The 23,172-nt window shown below is 68.5% G+C and carries 24 protein-coding genes; 8 read left to right on the forward strand and 16 right to left on the reverse strand.

The genetic code is table 11. From position 1 onward, the window contains the following. Window positions 1–10 precede the first annotated feature (10 nt). From rpmA to AZG88_RS08600, 9 genes are all read right to left on the reverse strand, one after another. Window positions 11–274 (reverse strand): 50S ribosomal protein L27, encoded by a 264-nt coding sequence (gene rpmA / locus AZG88_RS08560; RefSeq protein ID WP_005248077.1) that lies wholly within the window; start codon window positions 272–274, stop codon window positions 11–13. Between the two features lie 42 nt (window positions 275–316). Further along, window positions 317–628 (reverse strand): 50S ribosomal protein L21, encoded by a 312-nt coding sequence (gene rplU, locus AZG88_RS08565; protein ID WP_005248081.1) that lies wholly within the window; start codon window positions 626–628, stop codon window positions 317–319. Between the two features lie 206 nt (window positions 629–834). Beyond that, the gene (locus AZG88_RS08570; RefSeq protein WP_061697451.1) at window positions 835–4,221 is read right to left on the reverse strand and encodes a translation initiation factor IF-2 N-terminal domain-containing protein; all 3,387 of its coding nucleotides are present in this window, start codon (window positions 4,219–4,221) and stop codon (window positions 835–837) included. Window positions 4,222–4,677: 456 nt separating this feature from the next. Next, window positions 4,678–5,097, reverse strand: a complete 420-nt coding sequence (gene ndk / locus AZG88_RS08575) for a nucleoside-diphosphate kinase (RefSeq protein ID WP_061045309.1) — start codon at window positions 5,095–5,097, stop codon at window positions 4,678–4,680. Window positions 5,098–5,115: 18 nt separating this feature from the next. Next, window positions 5,116–5,526, reverse strand: coding sequence for a DUF4233 domain-containing protein (locus tag AZG88_RS08580; protein WP_005248087.1), 411 nt, complete (start codon window positions 5,524–5,526; stop codon window positions 5,116–5,118). Beyond that, the gene (folC, locus tag AZG88_RS08585) at window positions 5,523–6,950 is read right to left on the reverse strand and encodes a bifunctional tetrahydrofolate synthase/dihydrofolate synthase (protein ID WP_005248089.1); all 1,428 of its coding nucleotides are present in this window, start codon (window positions 6,948–6,950) and stop codon (window positions 5,523–5,525) included. The genes AZG88_RS08580 and folC overlap by 4 nt, the downstream gene beginning before the upstream one ends. Next, a complete protein-coding gene (locus AZG88_RS08590) occupies window positions 6,947–9,655 on the reverse strand; it encodes a valine--tRNA ligase (RefSeq protein ID WP_061045311.1) in 2,709 nt (902 codons plus the stop codon). Before AZG88_RS08590 ends, folC begins: the two co-directional genes overlap by 4 nt. A gap of 55 nt (window positions 9,656–9,710) precedes the next feature. Then, window positions 9,711–9,863 carry a hypothetical protein gene (locus tag AZG88_RS53425; protein ID WP_009474026.1) on the reverse strand — a complete coding sequence of 51 codons (153 nt, stop codon included), beginning with the start codon at window positions 9,861–9,863 and terminating at the stop codon, window positions 9,711–9,713. Between the two features lie 160 nt (window positions 9,864–10,023). Further along, entirely contained in the window at window positions 10,024–11,184 is a 1,161-nt protein-coding gene (locus AZG88_RS08600) for a CdaR family transcriptional regulator (RefSeq protein WP_231913886.1), read from the reverse strand. 141 nt (window positions 11,185–11,325) lie between these two features. Here AZG88_RS08600 and AZG88_RS08605 point away from each other — a divergent pair, with 141 nt between their 5' ends. Genes AZG88_RS08605 through AZG88_RS08615 form a run of 4 tightly spaced genes read left to right on the forward strand, consistent with a single transcriptional unit; the run spans window position 11,326 to window position 14,573 of the window. Next, window positions 11,326–12,750, forward strand: coding sequence for a sodium:solute symporter family protein (locus AZG88_RS08605; protein ID WP_061045313.1), 1,425 nt, complete (start codon window positions 11,326–11,328; stop codon window positions 12,748–12,750). Continuing rightward, complete coding sequence (locus AZG88_RS52520) at window positions 12,747–12,896, forward strand: hypothetical protein (RefSeq protein WP_005248096.1); 150 nt, start codon at window positions 12,747–12,749, stop codon at window positions 12,894–12,896. The genes AZG88_RS08605 and AZG88_RS52520 overlap by 4 nt, the downstream gene beginning before the upstream one ends. Continuing rightward, entirely contained in the window at window positions 12,889–13,299 is a 411-nt protein-coding gene (locus AZG88_RS08610) for a RidA family protein (RefSeq protein WP_061697452.1), read from the forward strand. The genes AZG88_RS52520 and AZG88_RS08610 overlap by 8 nt, the downstream gene beginning before the upstream one ends. Further along, on the forward strand, window positions 13,296–14,573 hold the full coding sequence (locus AZG88_RS08615; RefSeq protein WP_061045315.1) for a D-amino acid dehydrogenase: 1,278 nt from the start codon (window positions 13,296–13,298) through the stop codon (window positions 14,571–14,573). Before AZG88_RS08610 ends, AZG88_RS08615 begins: the two co-directional genes overlap by 4 nt. A 112-nt stretch (window positions 14,574–14,685) precedes the next feature. On the opposite strand, the gene AZG88_RS08620 is transcribed toward AZG88_RS08615, so the two are convergent. Both AZG88_RS08620 and mihF read right to left on the reverse strand, forming a co-directional pair. Next, the gene (locus AZG88_RS08620) at window positions 14,686–15,147 is read right to left on the reverse strand and encodes an SRPBCC family protein (protein WP_061045316.1); all 462 of its coding nucleotides are present in this window, start codon (window positions 15,145–15,147) and stop codon (window positions 14,686–14,688) included. A 153-nt stretch (window positions 15,148–15,300) separates the two neighbouring features. Continuing rightward, window positions 15,301–15,612, reverse strand: a complete 312-nt coding sequence (mihF, locus tag AZG88_RS08625) for an integration host factor, actinobacterial type (protein WP_005248100.1) — start codon at window positions 15,610–15,612, stop codon at window positions 15,301–15,303. 214 nt (window positions 15,613–15,826) lie between these two features. Here mihF and AZG88_RS51585 point away from each other — a divergent pair, with 214 nt between their 5' ends. From AZG88_RS51585 to AZG88_RS08635, 3 genes are all read left to right on the forward strand, one after another. Continuing rightward, entirely contained in the window at window positions 15,827–15,964 is a 138-nt protein-coding gene (locus AZG88_RS51585) for a hypothetical protein (protein ID WP_156517449.1), read from the forward strand. A 63-nt stretch (window positions 15,965–16,027) separates the two neighbouring features. Next, window positions 16,028–16,579, forward strand: coding sequence for an HNH endonuclease (locus tag AZG88_RS08630; protein WP_005248102.1), 552 nt, complete (start codon window positions 16,028–16,030; stop codon window positions 16,577–16,579). 63 nt (window positions 16,580–16,642) lie between these two features. Continuing rightward, window positions 16,643–16,903: a WhiB family transcriptional regulator gene (locus AZG88_RS08635; RefSeq protein ID WP_005248103.1), complete on the forward strand. Its 261-nt coding sequence runs from the start codon at window positions 16,643–16,645 to the stop codon at window positions 16,901–16,903. 30 nt (window positions 16,904–16,933) lie between these two features. Here the strand turns inward: AZG88_RS08635 and AZG88_RS08640 are convergent, their stop codons facing one another. The 3 genes from AZG88_RS08640 to AZG88_RS08650 form a co-directional block, all read right to left on the reverse strand. Further along, the gene (locus tag AZG88_RS08640; protein WP_005248104.1) at window positions 16,934–18,982 is read right to left on the reverse strand and encodes a S9 family peptidase; all 2,049 of its coding nucleotides are present in this window, start codon (window positions 18,980–18,982) and stop codon (window positions 16,934–16,936) included. Between the two features lie 48 nt (window positions 18,983–19,030). After that, window positions 19,031–20,038: an iron-siderophore ABC transporter substrate-binding protein gene (locus tag AZG88_RS08645; protein WP_005248105.1), complete on the reverse strand. Its 1,008-nt coding sequence runs from the start codon at window positions 20,036–20,038 to the stop codon at window positions 19,031–19,033. Between the two features lie 62 nt (window positions 20,039–20,100). Continuing rightward, window positions 20,101–20,724 carry a GNAT family N-acetyltransferase gene (locus tag AZG88_RS08650; RefSeq protein WP_005248106.1) on the reverse strand — a complete coding sequence of 208 codons (624 nt, stop codon included), beginning with the start codon at window positions 20,722–20,724 and terminating at the stop codon, window positions 20,101–20,103. Between the two features lie 129 nt (window positions 20,725–20,853). On the opposite strand from AZG88_RS08650, the gene fdhD reads away from it, so the two are divergent. Then, complete coding sequence (gene fdhD / locus AZG88_RS08655; protein ID WP_025432947.1) at window positions 20,854–21,681, forward strand: formate dehydrogenase accessory sulfurtransferase FdhD; 828 nt, start codon at window positions 20,854–20,856, stop codon at window positions 21,679–21,681. Between the two features lie 10 nt (window positions 21,682–21,691). Here fdhD and AZG88_RS08660 read toward each other — a convergent pair whose 3' ends face one another. Both AZG88_RS08660 and AZG88_RS08665 read right to left on the reverse strand, forming a co-directional pair. Continuing rightward, the gene (locus AZG88_RS08660; protein ID WP_005570063.1) at window positions 21,692–22,333 is read right to left on the reverse strand and encodes a 3-oxoacid CoA-transferase subunit B; all 642 of its coding nucleotides are present in this window, start codon (window positions 22,331–22,333) and stop codon (window positions 21,692–21,694) included. Then, on the reverse strand, window positions 22,330–23,079 hold the full coding sequence (locus AZG88_RS08665) for a CoA transferase subunit A (RefSeq protein WP_005248111.1): 750 nt from the start codon (window positions 23,077–23,079) through the stop codon (window positions 22,330–22,332). Before AZG88_RS08665 ends, AZG88_RS08660 begins: the two co-directional genes overlap by 4 nt. Between the last annotated feature and the right edge of the window lie 93 nt (window positions 23,080–23,172).

Raw genomic sequence — 23,172 nt, forward strand, 5'->3', positions numbered from 1 at the left:
GCGGCAGGAACTAGGCCTCTGCCGCCGCCGGAACGATGTTCACGGTCTTGCGTCCACGCTTGGTGCCGAACTCGACGGCACCGGCAGAGAGCGCGAAGAGCGTGTCGTCGCCGCCACGACCGACGTTGACGCCGGGGTGGAAGTGAGTTCCGCGCTGACGCACCAGGATCTCGCCGGCGCTGACGGACTGGCCGCCGAAACGCTTCACGCCGAGTCGCTGAGCATTTGAATCGCGACCGTTACGGGAGCTGGATGCACCCTTCTTATGTGCCATGTTCTTGACCCTCCTCGGGTGAAATCAGCTCTGAAGCTCTAGCTACTTGATGCCGGTGACCTTGAGGACCGTCAGCTTCTGCCTGTGGCCCTGACGCTTGTGGTAGCCGGTCTTGTTCTTGAACTTGTGGATCCGGATCTTCGGGCCCTTGGTGTGCTCGACGACCTCACCCGTGACCGAGATCTTGGCCAGCTTGTCGGCGTCGGTCGTCAGATCGGATCCGTCGACGACGAGAACGGGAGCAAGCGAGACAGCAGTGCCGGGCTCACCCTCGATCTTCTCGACCTTGACGAGGTCACCAACAGCGACCTTGTACTGCTTTCCGCCGGTCTTGACGATCGCGTACGTTGCCATCGGAGGGCTACCCCTTGCTTCTTCGAACTTGCTCGCGCCACAGTGTGCGCGACTGGTCTGGTGTGACGGCTAGCTCGGTCGAGATCGCGCAGCCTTCACAGGTGAGGGCACAGCTGACCTTCATCGCCGAGTAGCGACTGGTCAAGGTTACAGGAAGGCAACCGTTCCGTACAAACCGGCGTCGATCGCCTTCCCGCACTCCCTCGTCAGTTGTCGGCGTCCACCGGTGGGCCGGCGGGACGTGCCGCCGCCCGGCGACGACGCGGCCTGCGCGGCGCTGCCTGCGAATCCGCGCCGTCGGGCGAGGACGCGGGCGGCCCGCTCACGGCCGAAGCCGACATGGCCGGTTCCGGCTCCGGTGCGTGCTCCGCGCCGGTCTCCGATGTCGGGATCACGAACACGGTCCCGGCGCTCGGGGTTTCGGACACCGGCGCTGCCGCTGCCCTCGACACCCGACGGCTCCTGCGCCGCTGCGGGGCCACCGGCTCCGGTTGGGGCTCGGGCTCGCGCTCCACGACGGGTTCCAGGGTCTCGGCGACCGGAGCCGCTTCGGCCGGCGCAGCTTCGACGACCGGCTCTTCGGCCACGGCTTCCGCGGCGACAGCTTCCTCGACGGCGGCTTCCTCCGCCTCGGGTGCCACGACGGCCTCCGCGGCGACCGCTGCCGGGGCCTCGGCCACGGCTTCTTCGATGCCGGGCAGGTCAGCCGCCGGCGTCTCCGTCTCCACGGCGACCGGCTGCTCGGGCTCGGGAACCGCCGCCGCGGGCTGCTCGGCGGATTCCGCCTCGTGCCCGCTGTGTGCGTGCGCGGCCTCCTCCTCGTGATGGTGGTGTGCCATCGCGAGAGCAACCGGGTGGGCCCGCTTGACGGTGGCGTCCACCGTCGGGGCTTCCTCGTGCACAGGCTGCGAGGTCTCCCCGCCGGACGACTTGTCGCGTCCCCGCTTCTTGCGCGAGCCACCGGAGTCGCCGCCGCGGGACGACCCCCCGCGCGCACCGTTGTCCTCGGAGGTCTTCACCTCGATCGGCTCGGCGTGGACGATGATGCCCCGGCCGTGGCAGTGCTCGCACGTCGTCGAGAACGCCTCGACCAGCCCGGTGCCCAGCTTCTTCCGCGTCATCTGAACCAGGCCGAGCGACGTGACCTCGGACACCTGGTGGCGGGTGCGATCCCGGCCCAGGGCCTCCGTCAGCCGTCGCAACACGAGGTCGCGGTTCGATTCGAGCACCATGTCGATGAAGTCGACGACGATCATGCCGCCGATGTCGCGCAGGCGCATCTGCCGGACGATCTCCTCGGCCGCCTCGAGGTTGTTCCGGGTGACGGTCTCCTCGAGGTTTCCGCCGGCACCGGTGAACTTGCCGGTGTTGACATCGACCACGGTCATGGCCTCGGTGCGGTCGATCACGAGCGTGCCGCCGGACGGCAACCAGACCTTGCGGTCGAGCGCCTTCGCCAGCTGCTCGTCGATGCGGTGCGCCACGAAGACGTCGACACCGTTGTCCGACGTGTGCTGCTCGAGCCTCGGCATGAGATCGGGGGCCACGGACTTGATGTACGACTCGACCGTCGACCAGGCCTTCTCGCCCTCGATCACGAGTTGGGAGAAGTCCTCGTTGAACAGGTCGCGAATGACCTTCACGAGAAGGTCGGGCTCCTCGTACAGGGCCTGCGGGTTACCGGACTTGCCGGATTCCGCCTTCGCGGCCTGCGCTTCGATCCCGGCCCACTGGTCCTGCAGACGCTTCACGTCGCGAGCAAGTTCCTCCTCGCTCACACCCTCCGACGCGGTTCGGATGATGACTCCGGCGTCCGAGGGCACGATGTCGCGCAGGATGTCCTTGAGGCGCTTGCGCTCCGTGTCGGGCAGTTTGCGGCTGATGCCGGTGGACGTGCCGCCCGGCACGTACACGAGGAAGCGGCCCGCGAGACTGATCTGCGTGGTCAGCCGCGCACCCTTGTGCCCGACCGGGTCCTTGCTGACCTGGACCAGCACCTGGTCGCCCGGCTTGAGAGCCTGCTCGATCTTGCGGGAGTTGCCACCGAGCCCGGCGGCCTCCCAGTTGACCTCACCCGCGTACAGCACGCCGTTGCGGCCGCGGCCGATGTCGATGAACGCGGCTTCCATGCTGGGCAGCACGTTCTGGACGCGTCCGAGGTACACGTTGCCGACCATCGAGGCCGACGCCGACGTGGTCACGAAGTGTTCGACGAGGACACCGTCCTCGAGAACGGCGACCTGGGTCGTCGCGTGCGGTTGCCCGGTGGCGATGCGGTCGCGCACCACCATCACGCGGTCGACTGCCTCGCGGCGGGCCAGGAACTCCGATTCCGTGAGGATCGGCGGACGCCGGCGGCCGGCATCGCGGCCGTCGCGGCGACGCTGACGCTTCGCCTCGAGCCGTGTCGAACCGGTGATGCCCTGGACCTCGTCCTTCGAGCGGCTCTTGTTGCGAGGTTCACGCTCGTGGACGACGGTGTTCGGCGGATCGTCCTCGGACGTGGCCTCTCCCGACCCCTCGCCACCGGACTTGCGACGGCGACGACGGCGACGGCGACGGCTCGACCCGTCGGAGTCACCCTCACCGGCCTCTTCGTCACCGGACTCCGCTTCGGCCTGCTCGGCCTCCGCGGGCTTCTCCTCGGAATCCTTCTTCGGCTTCTCTTCAGGCTCCCGCGCCGGTGTCTCGGCGACCTTCTCCTCGCGCTCCTCGTGCGCGGATTCCTCGGCCTCGGCACCCTCGGTGTCGGTGTCCTGCTCGTTCTGCTGTTCGCCCCGTCCGCGACCACGGCCGCGACGGCCGCGACGACGACGACGCGGCTGATCGCCGTCGACATCGGACTCGTCCGACTCGGTCTCGGCGGTTCCGGTGTCCGTGGCCTTCGCGGGCTCGGGCACCTCCTCGCGCGATTCGGCGACGGGCGGCTGCTCGGTGGTGGGTTCCGGGGTCCCGGCGTCCCGCCGACTGCGCCGGCGACGCGGCGGGGTCTCGACCGCCGCGAGGTCGGGCTGCAGGAAGAGCGGGACCTGAGAGACGGCGGGCGGGGTCTCCGCGGCGGGCTCGGCGGCGGGCGCCTCGACCTGGTAGGACGCGGTGGTGAACAGGTCACGTCCGAGGTCGCGCTCGGAAACCGCAGCCTCCTCCGCGACCGGCTCCTGGGCGGGAGTTTCCTCGGCCGGAGCTTCCGCGGTGGGAGCCGCCGGGGCCGCAACCTGCTCGGCCGCCGATTCCTCGACGACCGCGGCCGAGACCGGTTCCGGCGCGACCTCGACGGCCGGGCTCTCCGCGACCGGTTCGGCGGCCGGGGTCTCCGCGACCGGTTCGGCCGCGGCGGGTGCCTCGGTGGGAGCGTTCTGCGCGGCGGTGAAGGCCGCGTGCACACGCTCGGCGACGTCGCGTTGCAGGCTCGACTGCGCGCTGCGCAGTTCGGTTCCGAGGGCCGCAGCCTCGGCGAGAACCTGCTTGCTCGTCACGCCCAGCAACTTCGCGAGGGCGTGAACGCGAATCTTCTCCGGAAGAGCGGGAACCGCGCTCCCGGCGGTGGCCGTTTCGTTCGGCTCTGAATTTGTGGGCGGCGCTTGATCGGCCACGTAGTCTCCTCAGCCCCCGGGCGCGTCCACTCCCGTGTCTGGGAGTGTCACGCGGCCACGCGAGGGCGCATCATGTGTACTCGCGCCCCAGATGTGAGCGCGAGATTGTCTGGTCTCGCTCCACACAGCGCGTGCAGTGTCCGTTTTCACTGCACACCCATGTAGTGCCTTGCGGATGGCCGTCATCCGCGGCGCGAGCGCCTGATCATCCAGCGTGCCGAACGCCCAGGTATTTCCTGTTGACGTAGGGGCAGCGATGAAGGGCATCGAGCCGTGGTGTCATCCGGTCGAAGCCACGTGGTGCACAAATTGCGGTCCGACCACCCTCAGTATCCCACACGTGTGCCGCAGTCCGTGCCAGCGGCGCACGTATCGGTCTGGAACATGTTCCGCACGCGATGGCGCCGCCGGCCCGGAGGGCAGGTCGGTGGGTCGAGGGGTGGGTGGAGAGGTAGGTCAGTTGGCGACGAGGTGCGGGAACCAGAGGGCGATCTCGCGCTCGGCGGACTCGACCGAGTCGGAGCCGTGCACCAGGTTCTCCTGGGCTTCGAGCCCGAAATCACCGCGAATCGTGCCCGGAACGGCCTTCTCGACGGGGTCGGTGCCGCCGGCGAGCTGACGGAACGCCGCGATCGCCCGCGGACCTTCGAGCACTGCCGCGACGAGCGGGCCGCCCGTGATGAATTCCAGCAGGCCCGGGTAGAACGGGCGGCCTTCGTGCTCGGCGTAGTGGGCGGCTGCGATGTCGCCGGGAGCGGTGCGCAGGTCGAGCGCGGAGATCGTCAGACCTTTCCGCTCGATACGACCGAGGATTTCTCCTACATATCCGCGGGCAACGGCATCGGGCTTGATCAGTACAAGGGTGCGCTCAGTCACGGCGCACAGCCTAAATGGTCAGCCCCGCTGCCCCGGCAGCAGGCCCCGCTCCATTCGCTGGCGGACATTCCGGCGGAAGTAGAGAAGGTATCCCCACAGGATGGCGAAGACCACTCCGACCGAACCGATCGATACGTGGACGAAGAACCCGAGCAGGAGCCCCACCTGCAACAACAGGTTGTACTTCATCGCCCAGGGGCGGCCCTGCAGGCCCGCCCCGAGGATCATGAGCACCGCCAGCCCCACGAGGTACGTTCCGGACCACCAGGTCAGTCCGCCGCCGACCGTCGCGACGACCGGCAGGGCGAGAAGCACCACGATGGCTTCCAGGATCAGAGATCCCGCGACCACGCCGCGGAATCCCTTCCACGGGTCCTTGGTCGGCGGCCCGAACTCCGGTTCCGAAGCACTCGAGTCTGGCTCGCTCACGCTGGGTCCTTTCCGAAGAGGGTGCGGGCCGCACCGGCGGTCACCACGGATCCGGTGACCACGACGCCCGCCCCCGATACTGCTTCACCCGGCTCGGCGACCTCCTCGGCCAGTCCGATGGCCGTTTCCAGCGCGTCCGCGAGTGTGGGCGCCACGACGACGCGTTCGTCGCCGAACTTGGCGACCGCGAGATTGGCGAGATCGTCGACGTCCATGGCCCGCGCCGAACCGTTGTTCGTCACGACGAGCTCGTCGAACACCGGTTCCAGCGCCGACAGGATGCCGTCGACGTCCTTGTCCCCCATCACGCTGACGACGCCGACGAGCTTGCGGAAGTCGAACTCGGCGGTCAGCGCGGCGGCGAGCGCACGAGCCCCGTCCGGGTTGTGCGCGGCGTCGAGGAAGACGGTGGGGGCGCTGCGCACCCGTTCGAGCCGGCCCGGATTGACGACCGAGGCGAACGCCTCCCGGATGGCCTCCTGGTCGAGCTGCCGTTCCGGGCCCGCACCGAAGAACGCCTCCACGGCCGCGAGCGCGAGCGACGCGTTCCGCGCCTGGTGCTCCCCGTGCAAGGGCAGGAAGATGTCGGTGTAGACCCCGCCGAGGCCCTGGAGTTCGAGCTGCTGGCCGCCGACCGCGATCTGCCGGGCGAGCACCGTGAACTCCGAGCCCTCCCGCGCGACCGCGGCATCCACCTCGACGGCCCGGCGGAGCAGCACCTCCATCACTTCCGGCGTCTGCTCGGCGAGGATCGCGACGGCGTCGCGGGGCACGAGCGCGTCCTCGCGGCCCTTCTTGATGATGCCGGCCTTCTCCTCGGCGATCCCGGCCAGGTCGTCGCCGAGATACTCGGCGTGATCGAGGCTGATCGGGGTGATCACCGCGATCTCGCCGTCGATGACATTGGTTGCGTCCCAACGCCCGCCGAGACCCACCTCGACGACGGCGACGTCGACGGGTGCCTCCGCGAACGCGGCGTACGCCATCGCGGTGAGCACCTCGAATTTGCTCATCGCCGGGCCGCCTGCCGCCTGCGACTGCTCGTCGATCATCTGCACGTACGGTTCGATCTCCCGGTACGTGTCGACGTACCGGCGGGGCGACACCGGGCGCCCGTCGATGCTGATCCGCTCGGTGGCGAGCTGCAGGTGCGGGCTGGTGGTGCGGCCGGTGCGCCGGTGCAGCGCCGTGAGCAGCGCATCGATCATCCGCGTCACCGACGTCTTGCCGTTGGTGCCGGTGACGTGGATGGCGGGATAGCCGTGCTGCGGCGAACCGAGCACGTCCATCAGGGCCGCGATCCGGGTGAGGGACGGCTCGATCTTCGTCTCGGGCCACCGCTTGTCGAGTTCCGCCTCGACCAGTGTCAGCTCCGCGAGGTCGACAGGACTGACTTCCTCCGGCGTGAAGTCGGGCGAGGTCACGCGCCTTCCAGCTCCTTCAATCGCTTGGTGATGCGTTCGATTTCTTCCGTCGCGATCTGCTGACGCGTGCGGATCTTCTCCTTGACGGCGTCGGGGGCCTTGGCCAGGAACGCCTCGTTGGACAACTTGGCGGTGGTACCGGCGAGTTCCTTCTGCGCGGCCGCGAGGTCCTTCTCCAGCCGGGCCTTCTCGGCGCCCAGGTCGACGTTGCCCGACGTGTCGAGATCGACGGTGACGGTCGCCTTGCTCAGGCGCACCTCCACCGATGCGGACACCGCGAACCCGTCCTCCGGGTCCGTCAGGCGGGCCAGCGATGTGACCGCGGCGAGCTGTGTGTCCAGATCGGCCTCGGCGATGCCGCTGATCCGTGCGGGCACCCGCTGCGAGGGCTTGAGCCCCTGATCGCTACGGAATCGGCGCACCTCGGTCACCAGTCGCTGCATGTCCTCGACGCGCTGCGCCGCAACCGCATCCGCGGCGGCCTCGCTCGATTGCGGCCAGTCCGCCACGACGACGGATTCGTTCTCGGTGAGCGCCTTCCACAGGGTCTCCGTGACGAACGGGATCACCGGGTGGAGCAGGCGCAACAGGGCGTCGAGGACGTTGCCGAGCACGGCCCGCGTGTTCGCCGCGACCGTGTCGTTCTCGGCGAACTGCACCTTGGCCAGCTCGAGGTACCAGTCGCAGACCTCGTCCCACGCGAAGTGGAACAGTGCCTCGCACGCCTTGCTGAACTCGTACCGGTCGAATGCGGCGTCGACCTCCCCGCGCACCTGCTCGAGGCGGTCGAGGATCCACCGGTCGGCGTCGGTCAGCTCGCCGCGTCCGGGCAGTGGCGCCGGCGCGGCCCCGTTCATGAGGGCGAACTTGGTCGCGTTGAACAGTTTGGTCGCGAAGTTCCGCGAGGACTGCGCGTGATCCTCGCCGACGGACAGGTCGCTGCCGGGGTTGGCGCCGCGGGCCAGCGTGAAGCGGAGCGCATCGGCGCCGAAGCGGTCGACCCAGTCGAGCGGGTCGATGCCGTTGCCCCGCGACTTCGACATCTTCTTGCCGAACTGGTCGCGGACGAGGCCGTGCAGGAACACGTCCTCGAACGGCATCTGCGGTCCGGACTTGCCTTCGCTGAACACCCCGTCGCTTCGCTCGCCCCGCCCCGTGATGGCGTCGTCCTCCGACACATACGTGCCGAACATCATCATCCGCGCCACCCAGAAGAACAGGATGTCGTAACCGGTGACGAGAACACTTGTGGGATAGAACTTCTCGAGCTCGGGCGTCTTCTCGGGCCAGCCCATGGTCGAGAACGGCCACAACCCGGAGGAGAACCAGGTGTCGAGGACGTCGGGATCCTGCACCCAGCCCTCGGGCGCGGCCTCGTCCGGCCCGAAGCATGCGACCTCGCCGTCGGGGCCGTACCAGATCGGGATCCGGTGACCCCACCACAACTGACGCGAGATGCACCAGTCGTGCATGTCGTCGACCCAGGCGAACCACCGCGGTTCCTGACTGGCCGGGTGGATCACCGTGTCACCGTTGCGCACCGCGTCACCGGCGGCCTTCGCGAGGGACTCGACCTTCACCCACCACTGCAACGACAGGCGCGGCTCGATGGACTCACCGGTGCGCTCGGAATGTCCGACGCTGTGCAGGTAGGGCCGCTTCTCCGCGACCACGCGCCCCTGCTCGGCGAGCGCCTCACGCACCTTGACGCGTGCCTCGAATCGGTCGAGACCGTCGAATTGCGTTCCCGTGTCGGCGATCCTGCCGGTCTTGTCCATGATGGTCGGCATCGGCAGGTTGTGCCGCAGGCCCATCTCGAAGTCGTTGGGGTCGTGTGCGGGCGTGATCTTGACGGCGCCGGTGCCGAACTCGGGATCGACGTACTCGTCCGCGACGATCGGGATGTCGCGCCCGGTGAAGGGGTGCTCGAGCGTCGTCCCGATCAGGTGCTTGTAGCGTTCGTCGTCGGGGTGGACGGCCACGGCGGTGTCGCCGAGCATCGTCTCGACACGGGTGGTCGCGACCACGACGTGCGGCTCGTCGTCGTTCAGGGAGCCGTACCGCAGCGAGACCAGCTCGCCCTCGACGTCCTCGAACTTCACCTCGATGTCGGAGATCGCCGTCTGCAGCACGGGCGACCAGTTGACGAGACGCTCGGCCCGGTAGATCAGGCCGTCGTCGTACATGCGCTTGAAGATGGTCTGGACGGCGCGGGACAGCCCGTCGTCCATGGTGAACCGGTCGCGGCTCCAGTCGACGCTGTCACCGATGCGGCGCATCTGGCCGCCGATGGTGCCACCGGACTCGCGCTTCCAGTCCCACACCTTGTCGATGAACAGCTCGCGGCCGAAGTCTTCCTTCGTCTTGCCGTCGACGGCGAGCTGCTTCTCGACCACGGTCTGCGTCGCGATGCCCGCGTGGTCCATGCCGGGCAGCCACAGCACCTCGTAGCCCTGCATCCGCTTGCGGCGGCTCAGCGCGTCCATCAACGTGTGGTCGAGCGCGTGACCCATGTGCAGGCTGCCGGTCACGTTGGGCGGCGGCAGGACGATGGAATAGCCCGGCTTGTCGCTGTGCGGGTCCGCGCGGAAGTAACCGGCGTCTACCCAGCCCTGATACAGATCGTCCTCGACGGAACTGGGGTCCCAGCTCTTCGGGAGGGCATCGGCACGGTTCTGGGGATTTTCTGGAGCTGCACTGGTCACCCGTCGAGTCTAATGAACGCACGGACGACCGACGACGGGGCTACCGTCCGCCTCGCTACTGGTCGCTGAACAGCGCGCGGTGCACCTCGGTGGCGGTGCGATGCTCCGGGTCGACGGGGCGCAGCGCCTCGCCGGCATCCTCGCCGCCTGCCTGGGATCCTGCGGTGCTGTGCAGCTCGGAGAAGAGCTGCACGTGATGGTCGTTCAAGGGATTCCTCCGGTTCGTCTGCCGCATCCAGTGCGGCAACCACTCGAGAGTGTCGAGTATGCATCGAAAATGCCGCCGATCGGCGGCGACACGGCGACGGGCGCGCCGGCGGTGTTCACACACACGCCGGCTGAAGGCTCGGCCGGCCCGCCGGCGAGGCTCAGCCGGCCCGCTGCGCCACCACACAGGCGAGGTAGAGCGTCATGCCCAGGCCCGGCTCGTCCAGCGGACGACGGAGGACCCGGGCGATCTTGTCGAGTCGGTTGGCGAGGGTATTGCGGTGGACGTGCAGCCGCTTCGCCGCCCGGCTGGAGTTGAACCCGCACTCCCCCCAGGCGATCAGCGTCTCCTGCAGCTGCGGCCAATCGCTGTCGGTGGCCAACGCGCCGAGCACGGCCCGTGACAGTCTGTCACGGGTTTCCGCAGGTATCACCGAGACGGCCTGATGGAGGCGGAACCGGTCGATGTCGTAGACCCGACCGCGTGGGTCGAGAACCGCGCCGAGCCGCAGCGCGTCGTACGCGTCCTGGGACGAGAGATTGAGCTGCTCGACCCCGTGCGCGATCGAGCCGATCCCCACACGGGTGTCCCATCCCCGTTCCCGGACCAGGGACACATACTTCCGGCACCGGTCCGTCAAAGCCGCATCCGCAGCCGGTGTCGGTGCGGTCACCACGGTGGTGACCGCGATGACCTGCCGGGCGAGCGGTGCGACCAGATCGGTCGCGGAGTCGAAGGTGTCCTGCACGGCGCGCAGGACCTCGAGGGACACGGGCCGTCCCTCCACGGCGGCGTCGTCGGTGTGACTGTCGTAGCTGATCAGCACCATGACCCGGGGACGGCGCAGGTCGTACCCCAGACCGGTTGCGCGCCGGGAGATCTGAGCCTCGGTGAACGTGGAGCGATGCCAGTCACAGATGTCGCGGAGCAGTTCTTCCGCTGCCCGCTCGTAGGTCAGCCGGGTACCGATCCGCGAGGCCTCCTGCATCAGGATTTCGGTCTGCCGCTTGACCACCAGCCCGAACTGTTCGACCTGCTCGGGTGAGCCGGACAGCCCGATGGTGCCCACCACGTCACCGTCGATGACGAGCGGAATGGTGACGCCGGGCAGACTGCCGACGAGGTCGCGGACGTCCGCTGCCGAGTGCGCAATCATGCGCCGTGCACGGATCACCTCGATCGATGCCTCGTGGAACTGGCCGATGCGACGTTCGTCCCCGCTGCCGACCACCGTTCCGGCCGCATCCGTGATGAGCACGTTGAACCCGATGACGTCGGTGATCTCGTTCGCGATCTGTTGCGCCAGAGCCTCACTCAGCATCGACTGCCCTTCCGAACGCTTCTGGGAATTGTGCACATCGCACAATTCGGTATCGATTTCAGTGTAGATCAAGGGCAACTTGCCTAGTGACGACGGTCACATGACGTTCCTACGATGAGTTCATCCCAACTAGGAGTTCACATGGCAATCCTCGACTGGATACTTCTCGGTGCCTACTTCCTGCTACTCGTCCTGATCGGCGTCCAGACCATGCGACGCGTCAAGTCGCCGGACGATTTCGCAGTGGCGGGCAACCGGATCATCTGGCCGGTCTTCTTCGGCAGCCTGGCCGCAGCCTTCCTCGGCGGCGGAGCATCGCTCGGCGTCGCCGGCGCCGCCATGCGTGACGGATACGTGTACATGTTCGCCTTCTGCGCGTTCGGCGTTCAGACGGTGCTCGTCGGCTACTTCGTCGCGCCCAGACTCAAGAACTACATCGGCGCCCACACCCTCGGCGACATCATGGAGGCCCACTACGGCCGGCCGGCGAGACTCGTCACCGGCATACTGTCCGTCGTCCTGTGCGCCGGCATCCTCGGCGCCCAGGCCCTGGCCATCGGCACCGTCGTCAACGCCACCCTCGACGTGCCCACCGTGCCCGCGGTGATCATCGGCATGGGAGTGGTAGTGCTCTACTCCTCGTTCGGCGGGGCGTGGGCGGTGATCCAGACCGACCTGCTGCAGTTCGTCTTCCTCGGAGTACTCCTGCCGGTGGCGCTCCTCATCGGGCTCGACGCCGTCGGCGGACCGTCGGCTCTCCTGGACAGTGTTCCCGCCGAGCATCTTTCGTTCATGGGCGACTACTCCCCCGCACAGTTCCTCACTCTCTTCGCGGCACTACTGCTCGGTGAGACGCTCGTCCCGCCGTACGCGCAGCGGACGTTCTCCACCCCCGACTCGCGGCACGCCCGTAAGGGCTACGCACTGGCCGGGTTCTTCTCGTTCTTCTTCTTCTTCACCTCGGCGTCTCTCGGGTTGATCGCGCTCGTCCTGTACCCCGACATCGAAAGCGATCAGGCGCTTCCGACCGTGGTGATGAATCTGATGCCGGTCGGCGTTCTCGGATTGGTGGTGGCCGCGCTGATGGCGGTCGTGATGTCGACGGCCAGTTCCTACCTCAATTCCACCGCCGTCGTCCTGACCAAGGACATCTACCAGCCACTCAGCCCGGCCGAACTGCCACCGTCGAGGCGGCTCACCATCGAGCGGGCCACCAGCGTCGTCGTCGGTGCCGGAGCGACCATCTTCGCCCTCAGCGTTCCGTCCATCGTCGACGCCCTTCTCTACAGCTACACCCTGTGGGCTCCGACGGTCATCGTTCCGTTGTTCGGCGCCGTGCTGTTCGGCGTGCGGTCCGCTCCGGCGGCACTGTCGGCGATCACGGCAGGCGCGATCGTCACCGCGGTGTGGCAGTGGGGCCTCGACGCTCCGTTCGGACTGGACGGGCTGGTGCCCGGCGTCGTCGCCAACCTGCTCGTCTTCGTCACGGTCGCGATGGCCACCTCGTCCCGCTATCCGCGCCGGCAGCAGCCTGCCGTCCGCGTCACCGAAGGAGAATTCGCATGATTCCCACCCTCCTCTATTACGGGGTACCCACCGCCGTCGTCACCGTCACCCTGTGGGTCGGATTCCTCGGCTGGCGCTTCTACGTCGAGGAAGTGCTGCGCGGCGACCCCGGCGACACCACAGCCGGCGAGCCCGACCATGGGTGACATCGTGGACGTTCCCGGCGTGACCACCGGCACCAGCGTGTACCCGTCGGCGCGCAGGGTCGGCGACCTCGTGTTCGTCTCCGGGCAGGTCTCGTTCGACGACACCGGCAACGTCGTCGGCACCGACGTGGTGGAACAGACCCGTCACTCCCTCACACGACTCGACAGGGTCCTCGCCGCGGCCGGCGCCACCCTGCACGACATCGCCTCGGCCACGGTGTATCTCGCGAACGCCGACGACGCCCCGCGCTTCAACGAGGAATGGATGCGCTGGTTCGCCGCAGAGCACCGCCCGGCCAGGGCCACCGTGGTCGCAGACCTGCTGGACCCGCAGCTGCTCGTGGAGATACAGGCCATTGCCGTCACGGGCCGGGGTTCGACCGAAGGAAAGGAAGCGGAATGAAGGTGGCAGTACTCGGAGCAGGGGTCGTGGGAGTCGCGACCGCCCATGCGCTCGCCGAACGTGGACACGAGGTTCATGTGTACGACCGGCGCCGCGAGGTCGCGTCCGACACCAGCGCGAGCACCGCCGGACTGATCGCCCCCGGTCACTCCTACGCGTGGGCGTCGCCGTCGGCTCCCGCCATGCTGGTCCGATCGTTGCTCGGCGCGTCGACCTCGATCCGCGTCCGCCCCCGGGCGGACGCCGAACTCGCCCGGTGGGGTGTGCGATTCCTCCGCGAATGCACGGCCTCCCGGGCGCGGTCGAACACTCTCGCGAAGCTCCGCCTGGCCCGGTACAGCCAACAGCTGATGGACGAACTCACCGCCCGCGAGAACCTGGAGTACTGCCAGACACGGAACGGCGTGCTGTACCTGTACCGGGACGAAGCGGAACTCGAGCAAGCGCAGATGAACTCGCACATGCTCCGCGACCACGGACAGCTGCAGGACGTGCTGGGACCCGAGGAGATCGCGGCCGCGGAGCCCGCCCTCCGGCACGGGACGGCCACGTTCGCCGGGGCGATCCACGACCGCACCGACGGCACCGGCGACCCGCACCGATTCTCGGTGGGGCTCGCCGAGGAATGCGGTCGGCTGGGGGTCCGGTTCCACCTGGGCACGTCCGTCGTGGCCCTCGAGACCGACGGTGCGGCCATCACGTCGACCGTGACCGATCAGGGCCACATTCGCGCGGATGCCTTCGTTCTCGCCGCCGGGGCCGCGAGTGCTCTCGTCGCGAGGAGCGTCGGTCTGCGACTGCCCGTCTACCCGGCGAAGGGATACACGCTGACCGCGACCGTCAAGGACCCCGAACGCGCGCCGGTGGTGGGCGGCATCGACGAGAAGACACTCGTCGCCTGGTCGCGGTTCGGTGACGAGCTGAGAATGTCGGCCACCGCGGAATTCGTCGGGTACGACCGCAGTCACTCCCCCGCCGACTACGCGGGCATCGTGGACGCGGGGAACGAACTGTTCCCCGGCGCGGTGGACTGGGACACGGCCAGATACCGGACGGGCCTTCGCCCGATGACGCCCGACGGCCCGCCGATGATCGGCCTGGGACGCCACGACAACCTGTACTTCAACACCGGTCACGGTCACGTCGGCTGGACCATGGCGGTCGGCTCGGCCCGCATCCTCGCGGATCTCGTGGACGAACGGCGACCGGACATCGACCCGAGTCCGTACTCCCCGATTTCGTCGCGCCGGCATCCGAGCGGACGAGGCGCGTAACGAAGTGCACTGACCCGACGACTATCCGAGCGTGCCTCCGGAATCGGCGGCGCACCGACCTCGCTGACCGCAACCCCCGACTGCGGTCAGCGAGGTCGACACGACCGATGCTCTATTCGCCGCGTTCGGCGTCGCGCTTGGCGAACGCCAGTTGCATTTCCCAGCCCTCGATATTGCCTTCGTAGACGGCCGCGCGGCGCTCGGCATTCGGGTACAGGGCGGCGAATCCGGTTTCGACGACGCGGAGGAGCGTGCCGCCGTCCCGCTCCGACAGGAAGAACTCGACCAGGGTGGACGTGCCCTCCACGAGCGGCTGTGCGGGATCGTCTCCCCCACGGAACGAGACGTAGTGCGGTGCGTCGGACTTGACGGGAAGTATCGGGAAGCGCCCGTACGGGGGAAAGTCCACGACGAAGACGTCGCCTTCGCGTGTGGTGGTCGTCTTGCCGGGTTCGCCGTCGCCGATGAACCAGCCGGGTTCACTCACCAGCCGGAACACCCGCTCGATGGGGGCGTCGATCTGGATCGCGCGCTCGATCCTGTCCTGGGATGCGTCCGGAATGCTCATGATCATCCTCACCTCTCGCTGATGTGCTACCTCACGGTTGCACATCGGCGCCCGATTGCGCAACCTTCAGGTTGCACTAGCGGGGGTGGGGGCAGGAAAGACGCGTCCGGGCGCCCGCCCGTCGCCGGAAGGCGATGGGGCGGGCGCCCGGGGAACGTGTCAGCTGAAGTGCGCCAGCAGGGCGTCGCGCTGACGGTCGCCGAGGCCACGGAGGCGGCGCGTCGGAGCGATCTCCAGGTTGGCCATGATCTCCTGGGCCTTCACCTTGCCGATCTTCGGCAGGGCTTCCAGAATGGCGCTGACCTTGGTCTTTCCGATGATGTCGTCGACATCGGCCTTGGAAAGGACCTGCTTGAGGGTGATGTCACCGGACTTGAGCTTGTCCTTGAGCTCTGCGCGTGCCTTACGAGCGGCGGCGGCCTTCTCGAGAGCTGCTGCCCGCTGTTCGTCAGTGAGCTGGGGAAGTGCCACGATGTCTCCTTCATTCGGGGTACGTATCGAACACCGTAGCGAGAGAACCGCTACTTCACCGCATCCATCGGACGTGTCGCGCATCCTGTCCGATTCGACACGCCCCGGCTCACGGGTCCGATTGCGCGAAAAATGCCAGGACGCGGGCTGTGCCCTGTGTCATGCTCGACGTGTTCCGATCGGTTCACACGTCGAGTTCGGGAAGGACGTAGCGATGCGCGCACTGCCCGCAGCCCACGCAGCCCGGTTGCAGCCGTCACGCACGGGCGCCTCCTCCTTCCCCGCCGGCCGGCAAGGCGAACGCGGGATCATGCCCGCCCCGAAGACCCACCGCTCCACCCGACACGCCTGACCCGACCGCAGTCGCCCGGCGTGCCCCCACCGCCGCGAACCGACGACAGAACCGAGATCTCCCGTGAGGCACTTCTCCCGTAATCCGCCCCTCAGCACCCTCGACGCCCGCAGTTGGTCGCGCGCGGATGTGCTCGTCCTCAATGTCACGTACGAGGCCCTCTGCGAGATCCCCGCGGAGCGCGCCGTCGTGCTGATCAGCGTCGGTGCGGCCGAGACGGTCGCAGATCGAGAGCCTCCGTTCCCGATTCGCTCGCAACACGTCGAGATCAGCCTGCCGCAGACCATTCGACTGCTGCGCTACGTCTACGTCCCGCATTCCGTGCTGGTGACCGACAGCAGCCGCGCGACGTTCGCGGGCGTGTTCCGCCGCGACCGCAATCGTTGCGGCTACTGCGCCGAGCCGGTCGCGACGACCATCGACCACGTGCTGCCGAGGAGCCGCGGCGGCCCGAACACGTGGGCCAACCTCGTGGCCTGCTGCGTCCCCTGCAACCAGCGGAAGGCCGACCGCACACCGGAGGAGGCGGGAATGCCGCTCCTCTGGGAGCCGAAGGCGCCCCGGCACATCGAAAAGGCGCAGCGGCAGATCTGGAGGGATCTCGCGGCGGTCTAGCCGCGAGATCCCCGCACCCGCCGCCACCCGACCGACCTTCTCCCGGGAAGGGGAGATTTCCCGATGACCGACGTCCTGGACACGACCCTGTCCACCCTGCTGCCTGCCTCCGACGACCCCGCGGGCTGGGTCGACGCCGCGTGCCGCGCCGACCCCGAGCCGGACCGGTGGTTCCCGTTCCCGACGGAGGATTTCGCGTACGCGCGCGACGTCTGTCATCACTGCCCACTGCGGATGCGCTGTGAGCTGTTCGCCAGGGCCACCGGTCAGACCGGCGTGTGGGGTGGCAAGGAATTCGATCGGGGTCGCGAGAAGCGGACGTGAATCCGCCTCGGCGCTGCCCCGGTCCGCCGGCTACCGGCCCAGGATCTCGGGCAGCGCGACGTCCTCGCCCCGCACGTGCTCGGAGAGGAACGACAGCACCACCTGGTACCAGACCTTCGCGTTCTGCGGGGTGAGGATCCAGTGGTTCTCGTCCGGGAAGTAGAGGAAGCGGTGTTCGGTGCGACCGTCGTCGTCCGCGGGCAACCCCGACTCGGACAGCAGCTCGAACCACAGCCGCAACCCGTCGCCGATCGGTACGCGAAAGTCCTTGTCGCCGTGAATGACCAGCATCGGAGTGACGATGTCCGCGACGTACAGGTGGGGTGAATTCTCCACCGCCATCTCGGGCGTCATCTCCCGCTGCCAGTACCAGGCGGCGTCGGTGGTGGGGCCGAACTGGTCCAGCGCCCAGAGGCTGGCGTGGGTGACGATCGCCTTGAACCGGTCGGTGTGTCCGGCGATCCAGTTGGCCATGTAACCGCCGAACGATCCGCCCATCGCCGCGGTGCGCTTCTCGTCGATCTCCGGCAGCGCCACCGCGGCGTCGGTGAGTGCCATGAGATCGGTGAACGGGGCCTTGCCCCACTTACCCCAGCCCCGCTCGAGGAACTCCCGCCCGTAGCCGGTGGACAACGCCGGATCCGGGAGCAGCACGGCGTATCCCCGCGCGACCAGGAGCCACGGGTTCCACCGCCACGACCAGGTGTTCCACGAACCCAGGGGGCCGCCGTGCACCCACAGCGCGAGAGGCACCGGCGCGTGGGCGGAGGCGCCGGTCGGCACCGCGAGCCACGCGCGCAGTGCCGCGCCGTCGGCGGCGACCGTCTCGACCTCGGTCAGCGTGCCCGGCAGTTCGGGGAGGCCGGCGGGCGCCTTCAGCAGCGACACGGCACCGGTGGTGATGTCGATGCGCACCGGGTGCGGCGGCGCCGCGTACGACGCGCGCAGCGCGAACACCGTCGACCCGTCGGGGGCCACCTGCAGGTCGGTGTACGCGCAGTCGTCGGTCGTCACCCGAGTGGGGTCCGCGCCGTCACGGAGCAGGAAGATCGGTGCGCGCCCACGGTCGTCTGCGGTGACGAGGAGCCCCGAACCGTCGGACAGCCAGACCACGGACGTGGCCCACCGATCCCACCCCGGCGCCACCTCGGTGACGGTGCCGCTGTCGAAGCTGTAGCGGTGCAGCGTGAATCGAGGCGCGGAGTCGGGTGTCGCATGCGATTCCCGCGTGAATACGACGTGCCGTCCGTCCGGGGAGATCACCGGGTCCGACAGATCGGCGTCGGCGTCGTCGACGAGGACCGTGCGCGCCCCCGTCTCGGTGTCGACGCGCACCAGGATGTTCCGGATCGACGCGAGCGGACCGGGAACCGTCCACGACGTCACGACGAAGGCGCCGTCGTCGCTCAGCGCGTAGTTGGCCTCGCGCAGCGCCGGACCCGGCATCGGGGTGAGGTCGGTCAGCTCCGGCTCCTGCCCGTTCTCCGCGAGCGCGTCCAGTGGGGCGGACAGGAGGTGGGGCACGTCGGGACCGAGATCGTGGTCCCAATAGCGGATCGGGTAGCCCGTGTGCAGGATCGCCGAGACCTTCTTCTCCTTGCGCTCGGTGCGCACCCGCTCGTCGTCGGCGGACTCGCCGGATCGCCCCAGAACCCCGGTGGTCACGACGAAACGCGGCGCGCACCGCGCGGCGCGAACCCCTGTGATGCCGCCGCCTCGGCGCGCGACGACCACCGCCTCGCCGCCCCGCGCGGGCAGTCGCCACAGGTCGTCGGGAAGGTCGTCCTCGTCCTGCGTCGGACGGGAGGACGTGAAGAGGAGATCGCCGTCGCTGGTGAACGTCGGGTTGGACTCCCCGCTGCGGCCACGGGTGAGCCGGCGCGCCGCGAACTCGCCGGTGGGATCGATCTCCCACAGCGCGGTGACGTACTTCGTCGCCTTCTCGCCGAGCGTCGACTGCGCGACGACGAGCCTTCGCCCGTCCGCGGACAGCGCGAGGCTTCCGACGCGGCCGAGCGCGAGGTAGTCGTCGAGGTCGTCGAAAGGAGTTCCGGCGTGGAGTTCAGGAATCGCGGTCACGAGTCGTTGGTATCACGAACCGGGGTCACACCGTCGGACATCCGCGCCTCAGGCGAGCAGGGGCGCGACCCGCGGCGGGATCTCGTTCAACGCGTACGGCAGGCTCAATACGGTGCTCCACGCCATCGCCTCGGCGGCGGCGTCCTCGAGCGTGATCGTGCGTCCGGCCTTCACCACGTCGAGTTCCTGATAGATCGGCGTCTTGTCGAGTTCCGCGCGCAGCTTGTCGCCGTAGCCACCGCCCGCGTACCAGACGAGGAGGTCGACGTTTGCAAGCGACAACTGCTCCGTGCTGATCTCGGCGAAGTTGCCGGTGATCTGCTCCGTCACAGGAGGGTTCACGAAGCCGAGTTCGGTGAAGAAGCGAACCTTCGGGTCCTCCGGGCCGTACACACCGAACTGCCCCGGACCCTTGAGCGCGCCGACGAGGACGGTCTTTCCCGCGAACGCCGGGTTGGCGGCCCGGACGTCGTCGAACTGCGTCTCGACGGAGGACACCAGCTCGGCCGCCTTGTCCTTCTTGCCGAGCGCATCGCCGAGAATCCTCGTCTGGTCCTGCCACGGAACGCCGTAGTCGGCGAAGTCCGCGGGCTGCGCCACCGTCGGCGCGATGGCGCTCAGCTTGTCGTACTGCGCCTGGGTGAGGCCGGAGTAGGTGCCGACCACCAGGTCCGGGGCGACGGCCGCGACCTTCTCGAAGTCGATGTTGGTGGACGCCGTGCCCACGATCTCGGGCTGCGCGTCGCCGAGGAGGTCCTGCGCCCACGGCCACACGCCGTAGGGGTAGTCGCCGTACCAGTCGAACGTGCCGGCCAGCGTCCCGCCGAGCGCGAGGACCGTGTCCTGGTCGTTGTAGCCCACGCTGACGATGCGCTGCGGGTCGGTCGGCACCTGGGTCTCGCCGTACTTGTGGGCGACGACGGGGCCCGACGGCTCGCTGCCGCTGCCGTTGCCGTCCGAGCTGCTGCAGGCCGCGGCGAACGCGAGCAGCGCTCCCCCGGTGCCCACGAGGAATCCGCGTCGGCTCAGGCCGATCCTCTGTTGACCCACGTTCATGCGGCGACCCTCTCGTCTACCAGGTACTACGATCCACTTAGGTAAGGCTTGCCGAGCTTAGCCTAAGGGGTCGCCCGGACGGGTTCCCGCCACATCGCCCATACCGTCGGTCCGCCATCCGGGATCCGGATCTCGCCGGTGACGTCGAAGCCGAATCGCTGGTAGTAGGAGATGTTGTCTTCCTTGCTCGACTCCAGATACGCCGGGAGCCCGTCGGCGTCACAACGGTCCAGCCGCGACCGCAACAGCGCCTTCCCGTAGCCGCCGCCCCGTCCCGCGCTCGACGTTCCGATCGTCGCCAGATACCAGTGCACGGGATCGACCGGGTGTGCGTCTTCGACGGTTCCGCTCACCGCGGCCCCGACGCCCAGCCGGGAGCCGAACGCGCGGACCAGCCCCGGCAGGCTGAGGAGCGACGACAACGTGGACTGCTTCCAGCCACCGGGCGGATCCCACATGGCGGCCCCACGGACCACGCCGTCGCCGTCCTCTGCCAATTCGGCTCCGCCCCCGGCGAGATGGTGATGGCGGATCTCCACCGCGAACAGTCTCGGCAGGCCGCGCCGCCGGCGGTCGGGATCCGGCCACATCCACACCATCACGGGGTCGTCGAAGAACGCGTCGGCCAGGACGCGCGACAGTTCGGGGATGTCGGATCCGGTCGCAGCTCGCACGCTCACACCCATGTCCAGAGGGTACGGGCTCACCGCGGCGGCGCGCCGGAACGACTGGCCGTCGCGCCGGGTTCGGGGCCACTATGGACTCATGACCCGCCCCTCGTCCGCATGCAGTCCGCTCGAATCCGGCGCCAGGTGATGGGGCGCGTCACCGCGCGGCGCCCGGTCGTCCGCATCACCGAGCACGGAACGACACGCAGACCGGATTCGCTGGCCGTCGAAGAACCCCTCGAGATCCGGGTCGGCGGCCGTTCGCTGTCGGTGACGATGCGTACGCCGGGCGACGACATCGATCTGGTGCACGGGTTCCTGCTGACCGAGGGCGTCATCGAGAGCCGCGACGACGTGTCCGTCGTCCGCTACTGCGACGGCGTCGACGAGAGCGGAGCCAACACGTACAACGTGCTCGATGTGGTTCTGGCCGAGGGCGTCCCGGCGCCGGGTGGACCGGAACGCCGATTCGTCACCTCGTCGGCCTGCGGGGTGTGCGGCAAGGCGTCGCTGGACCAGGTCCGCACGCGGTCACGATTTCCGTTGTCCGGCAACGACTTGTCGGTGACGGCGGCCACGTTGTCGTCGATGCCGGCCACCCTGCGGTCGGGTCAGCGCATCTTCGAGTCGACGGGCGGACTGCACGCCGCGGGCCTGTTCACACCCGACGGCGCTCTCGTCGCGTTGCGGGAGGACGTCGGCAGGCACAACGCCGTCGACAAGGTGCTGGGGTGGGCGCTCACACAGGATCGGGTGCCGCTGTCGGGCAGCGTTCTGCTCGTCAGCGGGCGCGCGTCCTTCGAATTGGTGCAGAAGTCCGTGATGGCGGGGGTACCGATGCTCGGCGCGGTGTCGGCGCCGTCCTCGCTGGCCGTCGACCTGGCACTGGAATCCGGCACGACGCTCGTCGGCTTCCTCCGCGGGGAGTCGATGAACGTCTATGCCGGAGCCCAGCGCGTGAAGACCGGGGCCTGAGCGGGCCGTTCTAGACGGTGGCGTCGACGAGGAGCTTCGCGCCGGTGGCCGCCTGGACGTCCTCGACGCTGTGGCCGGGAGCGGTCTCGACGAGCCGCAGACCGTCGGGGGTGACGTCGATGACGGCGAGATCGGTGACGATCTTCTGCACGCAGCGCTTGCCGGTGTACGGCAGCGTGCACTCCTCGAGGATCTTGTGCTCACCCTTCTTGGTGACGTGATCCATCATCACGATGACCTTGCCCGCGCCGTGGACGAGATCCATCGCGCCGCCCATGCCCTTGACCATCGCGCCCGGGACCATCCAGTTGGACAGGTCGCCGTGGCTGCTGACCTGCATGGCGCCGAGAACGGCCACGTCGACGCTGCCGCCGCGGATCATCGAGAAGGAATCGGAGGAAGAGAAGAACGCGCCGCCGGGGACCACGGTGATGGTCTCCTTGCCCGCGTTGATCAGCTCGGGATCGACCTCGTCGTCGGTCGGGTACGGCCCGACCCCGAGGATGCCGTTCTCCGAGTGCAGGATGACGTCCTTGCCGGCCGGGATGTGACCGGGGATCAGGGTCGGCATGCCGATGCCGAGGTTGACGTACTGTCCGTCCTCGAGCTCGGCTGCGACCCGGGCCGCCATTTCGTCACGCGTCCAGCTCATGCCCGCACCGTCCTGTTCTCGATTCCCGTTTCCTGCTTACCGACCTCGACCACACGCTGGACGAAGATGCCGGGGGTGTGCACCTCGGCGGGGTCGATCTCGCCGGGCTCGACGAGGTACTCGACCTGCGCGATGGTGATGCGACCGGCGCCGGCGGCGTCCGGGTTGAAGTTGCGGGCCGTCTCCCGGTACACGAGGTTGCCGAGGCGGTCGCCCTTCCACGCGTGGACCAGCGCGAAGTCGGTTCGGATGGCGCGTTCGAGGACGAAGGCCTCCCCGTCGAACTCGCGGGTCTCCTTGGGCTTGCTCGCCACCGCGATGCCGCCCTGGCCGTCGTAGCGGATCGGCAGACCGCCGTCGGCGACCTGCGTCCCGACACCGGCGGGGGTGTAGAACGCGGGGATGCCCGCTCCCCCGGCGCGCATGCGCTCGGCCAGCGTGCCCTGCGGAGTGAGCTCGACCTCGAGCTCTCCGCTGAGGTACTGCCGCGCGAATTCCTTGTTGGCGCCGACGTACGAGCTGATCGTGCGCCGGATCCGGTGCTGCTCGAGGAGCAGACCCAGACCGAAACCGTCGGTGCCGCAGTTGTTGCTGACCGTCTCGAGGTCGGTCGCACCCTGTGCGAGGAGGGCGTCGATGAGGACCGAGGGGATACCGACGAGGCCGAAGCCGCCCACCGCGAGGGACGCTCCGTCGGGGACATCGGCAACGGCCTCGGCCGCCGTTGCGAAGACTTTGTTGACCATGTGACCCAGGCTACCGCAAAATGTTCGAGTAGTGAACACCCATCCACATTGCGAACAAATTGCGCCCCGCCTGTTGGCCCCATCACAGAACGC

It is taken from the genome of Rhodococcus sp. LB1 (assembly GCF_001583455.1).
GTDB lineage: Bacteria > Actinomycetota > Actinomycetes > Mycobacteriales > Mycobacteriaceae > Rhodococcus_F > Rhodococcus_F opacus.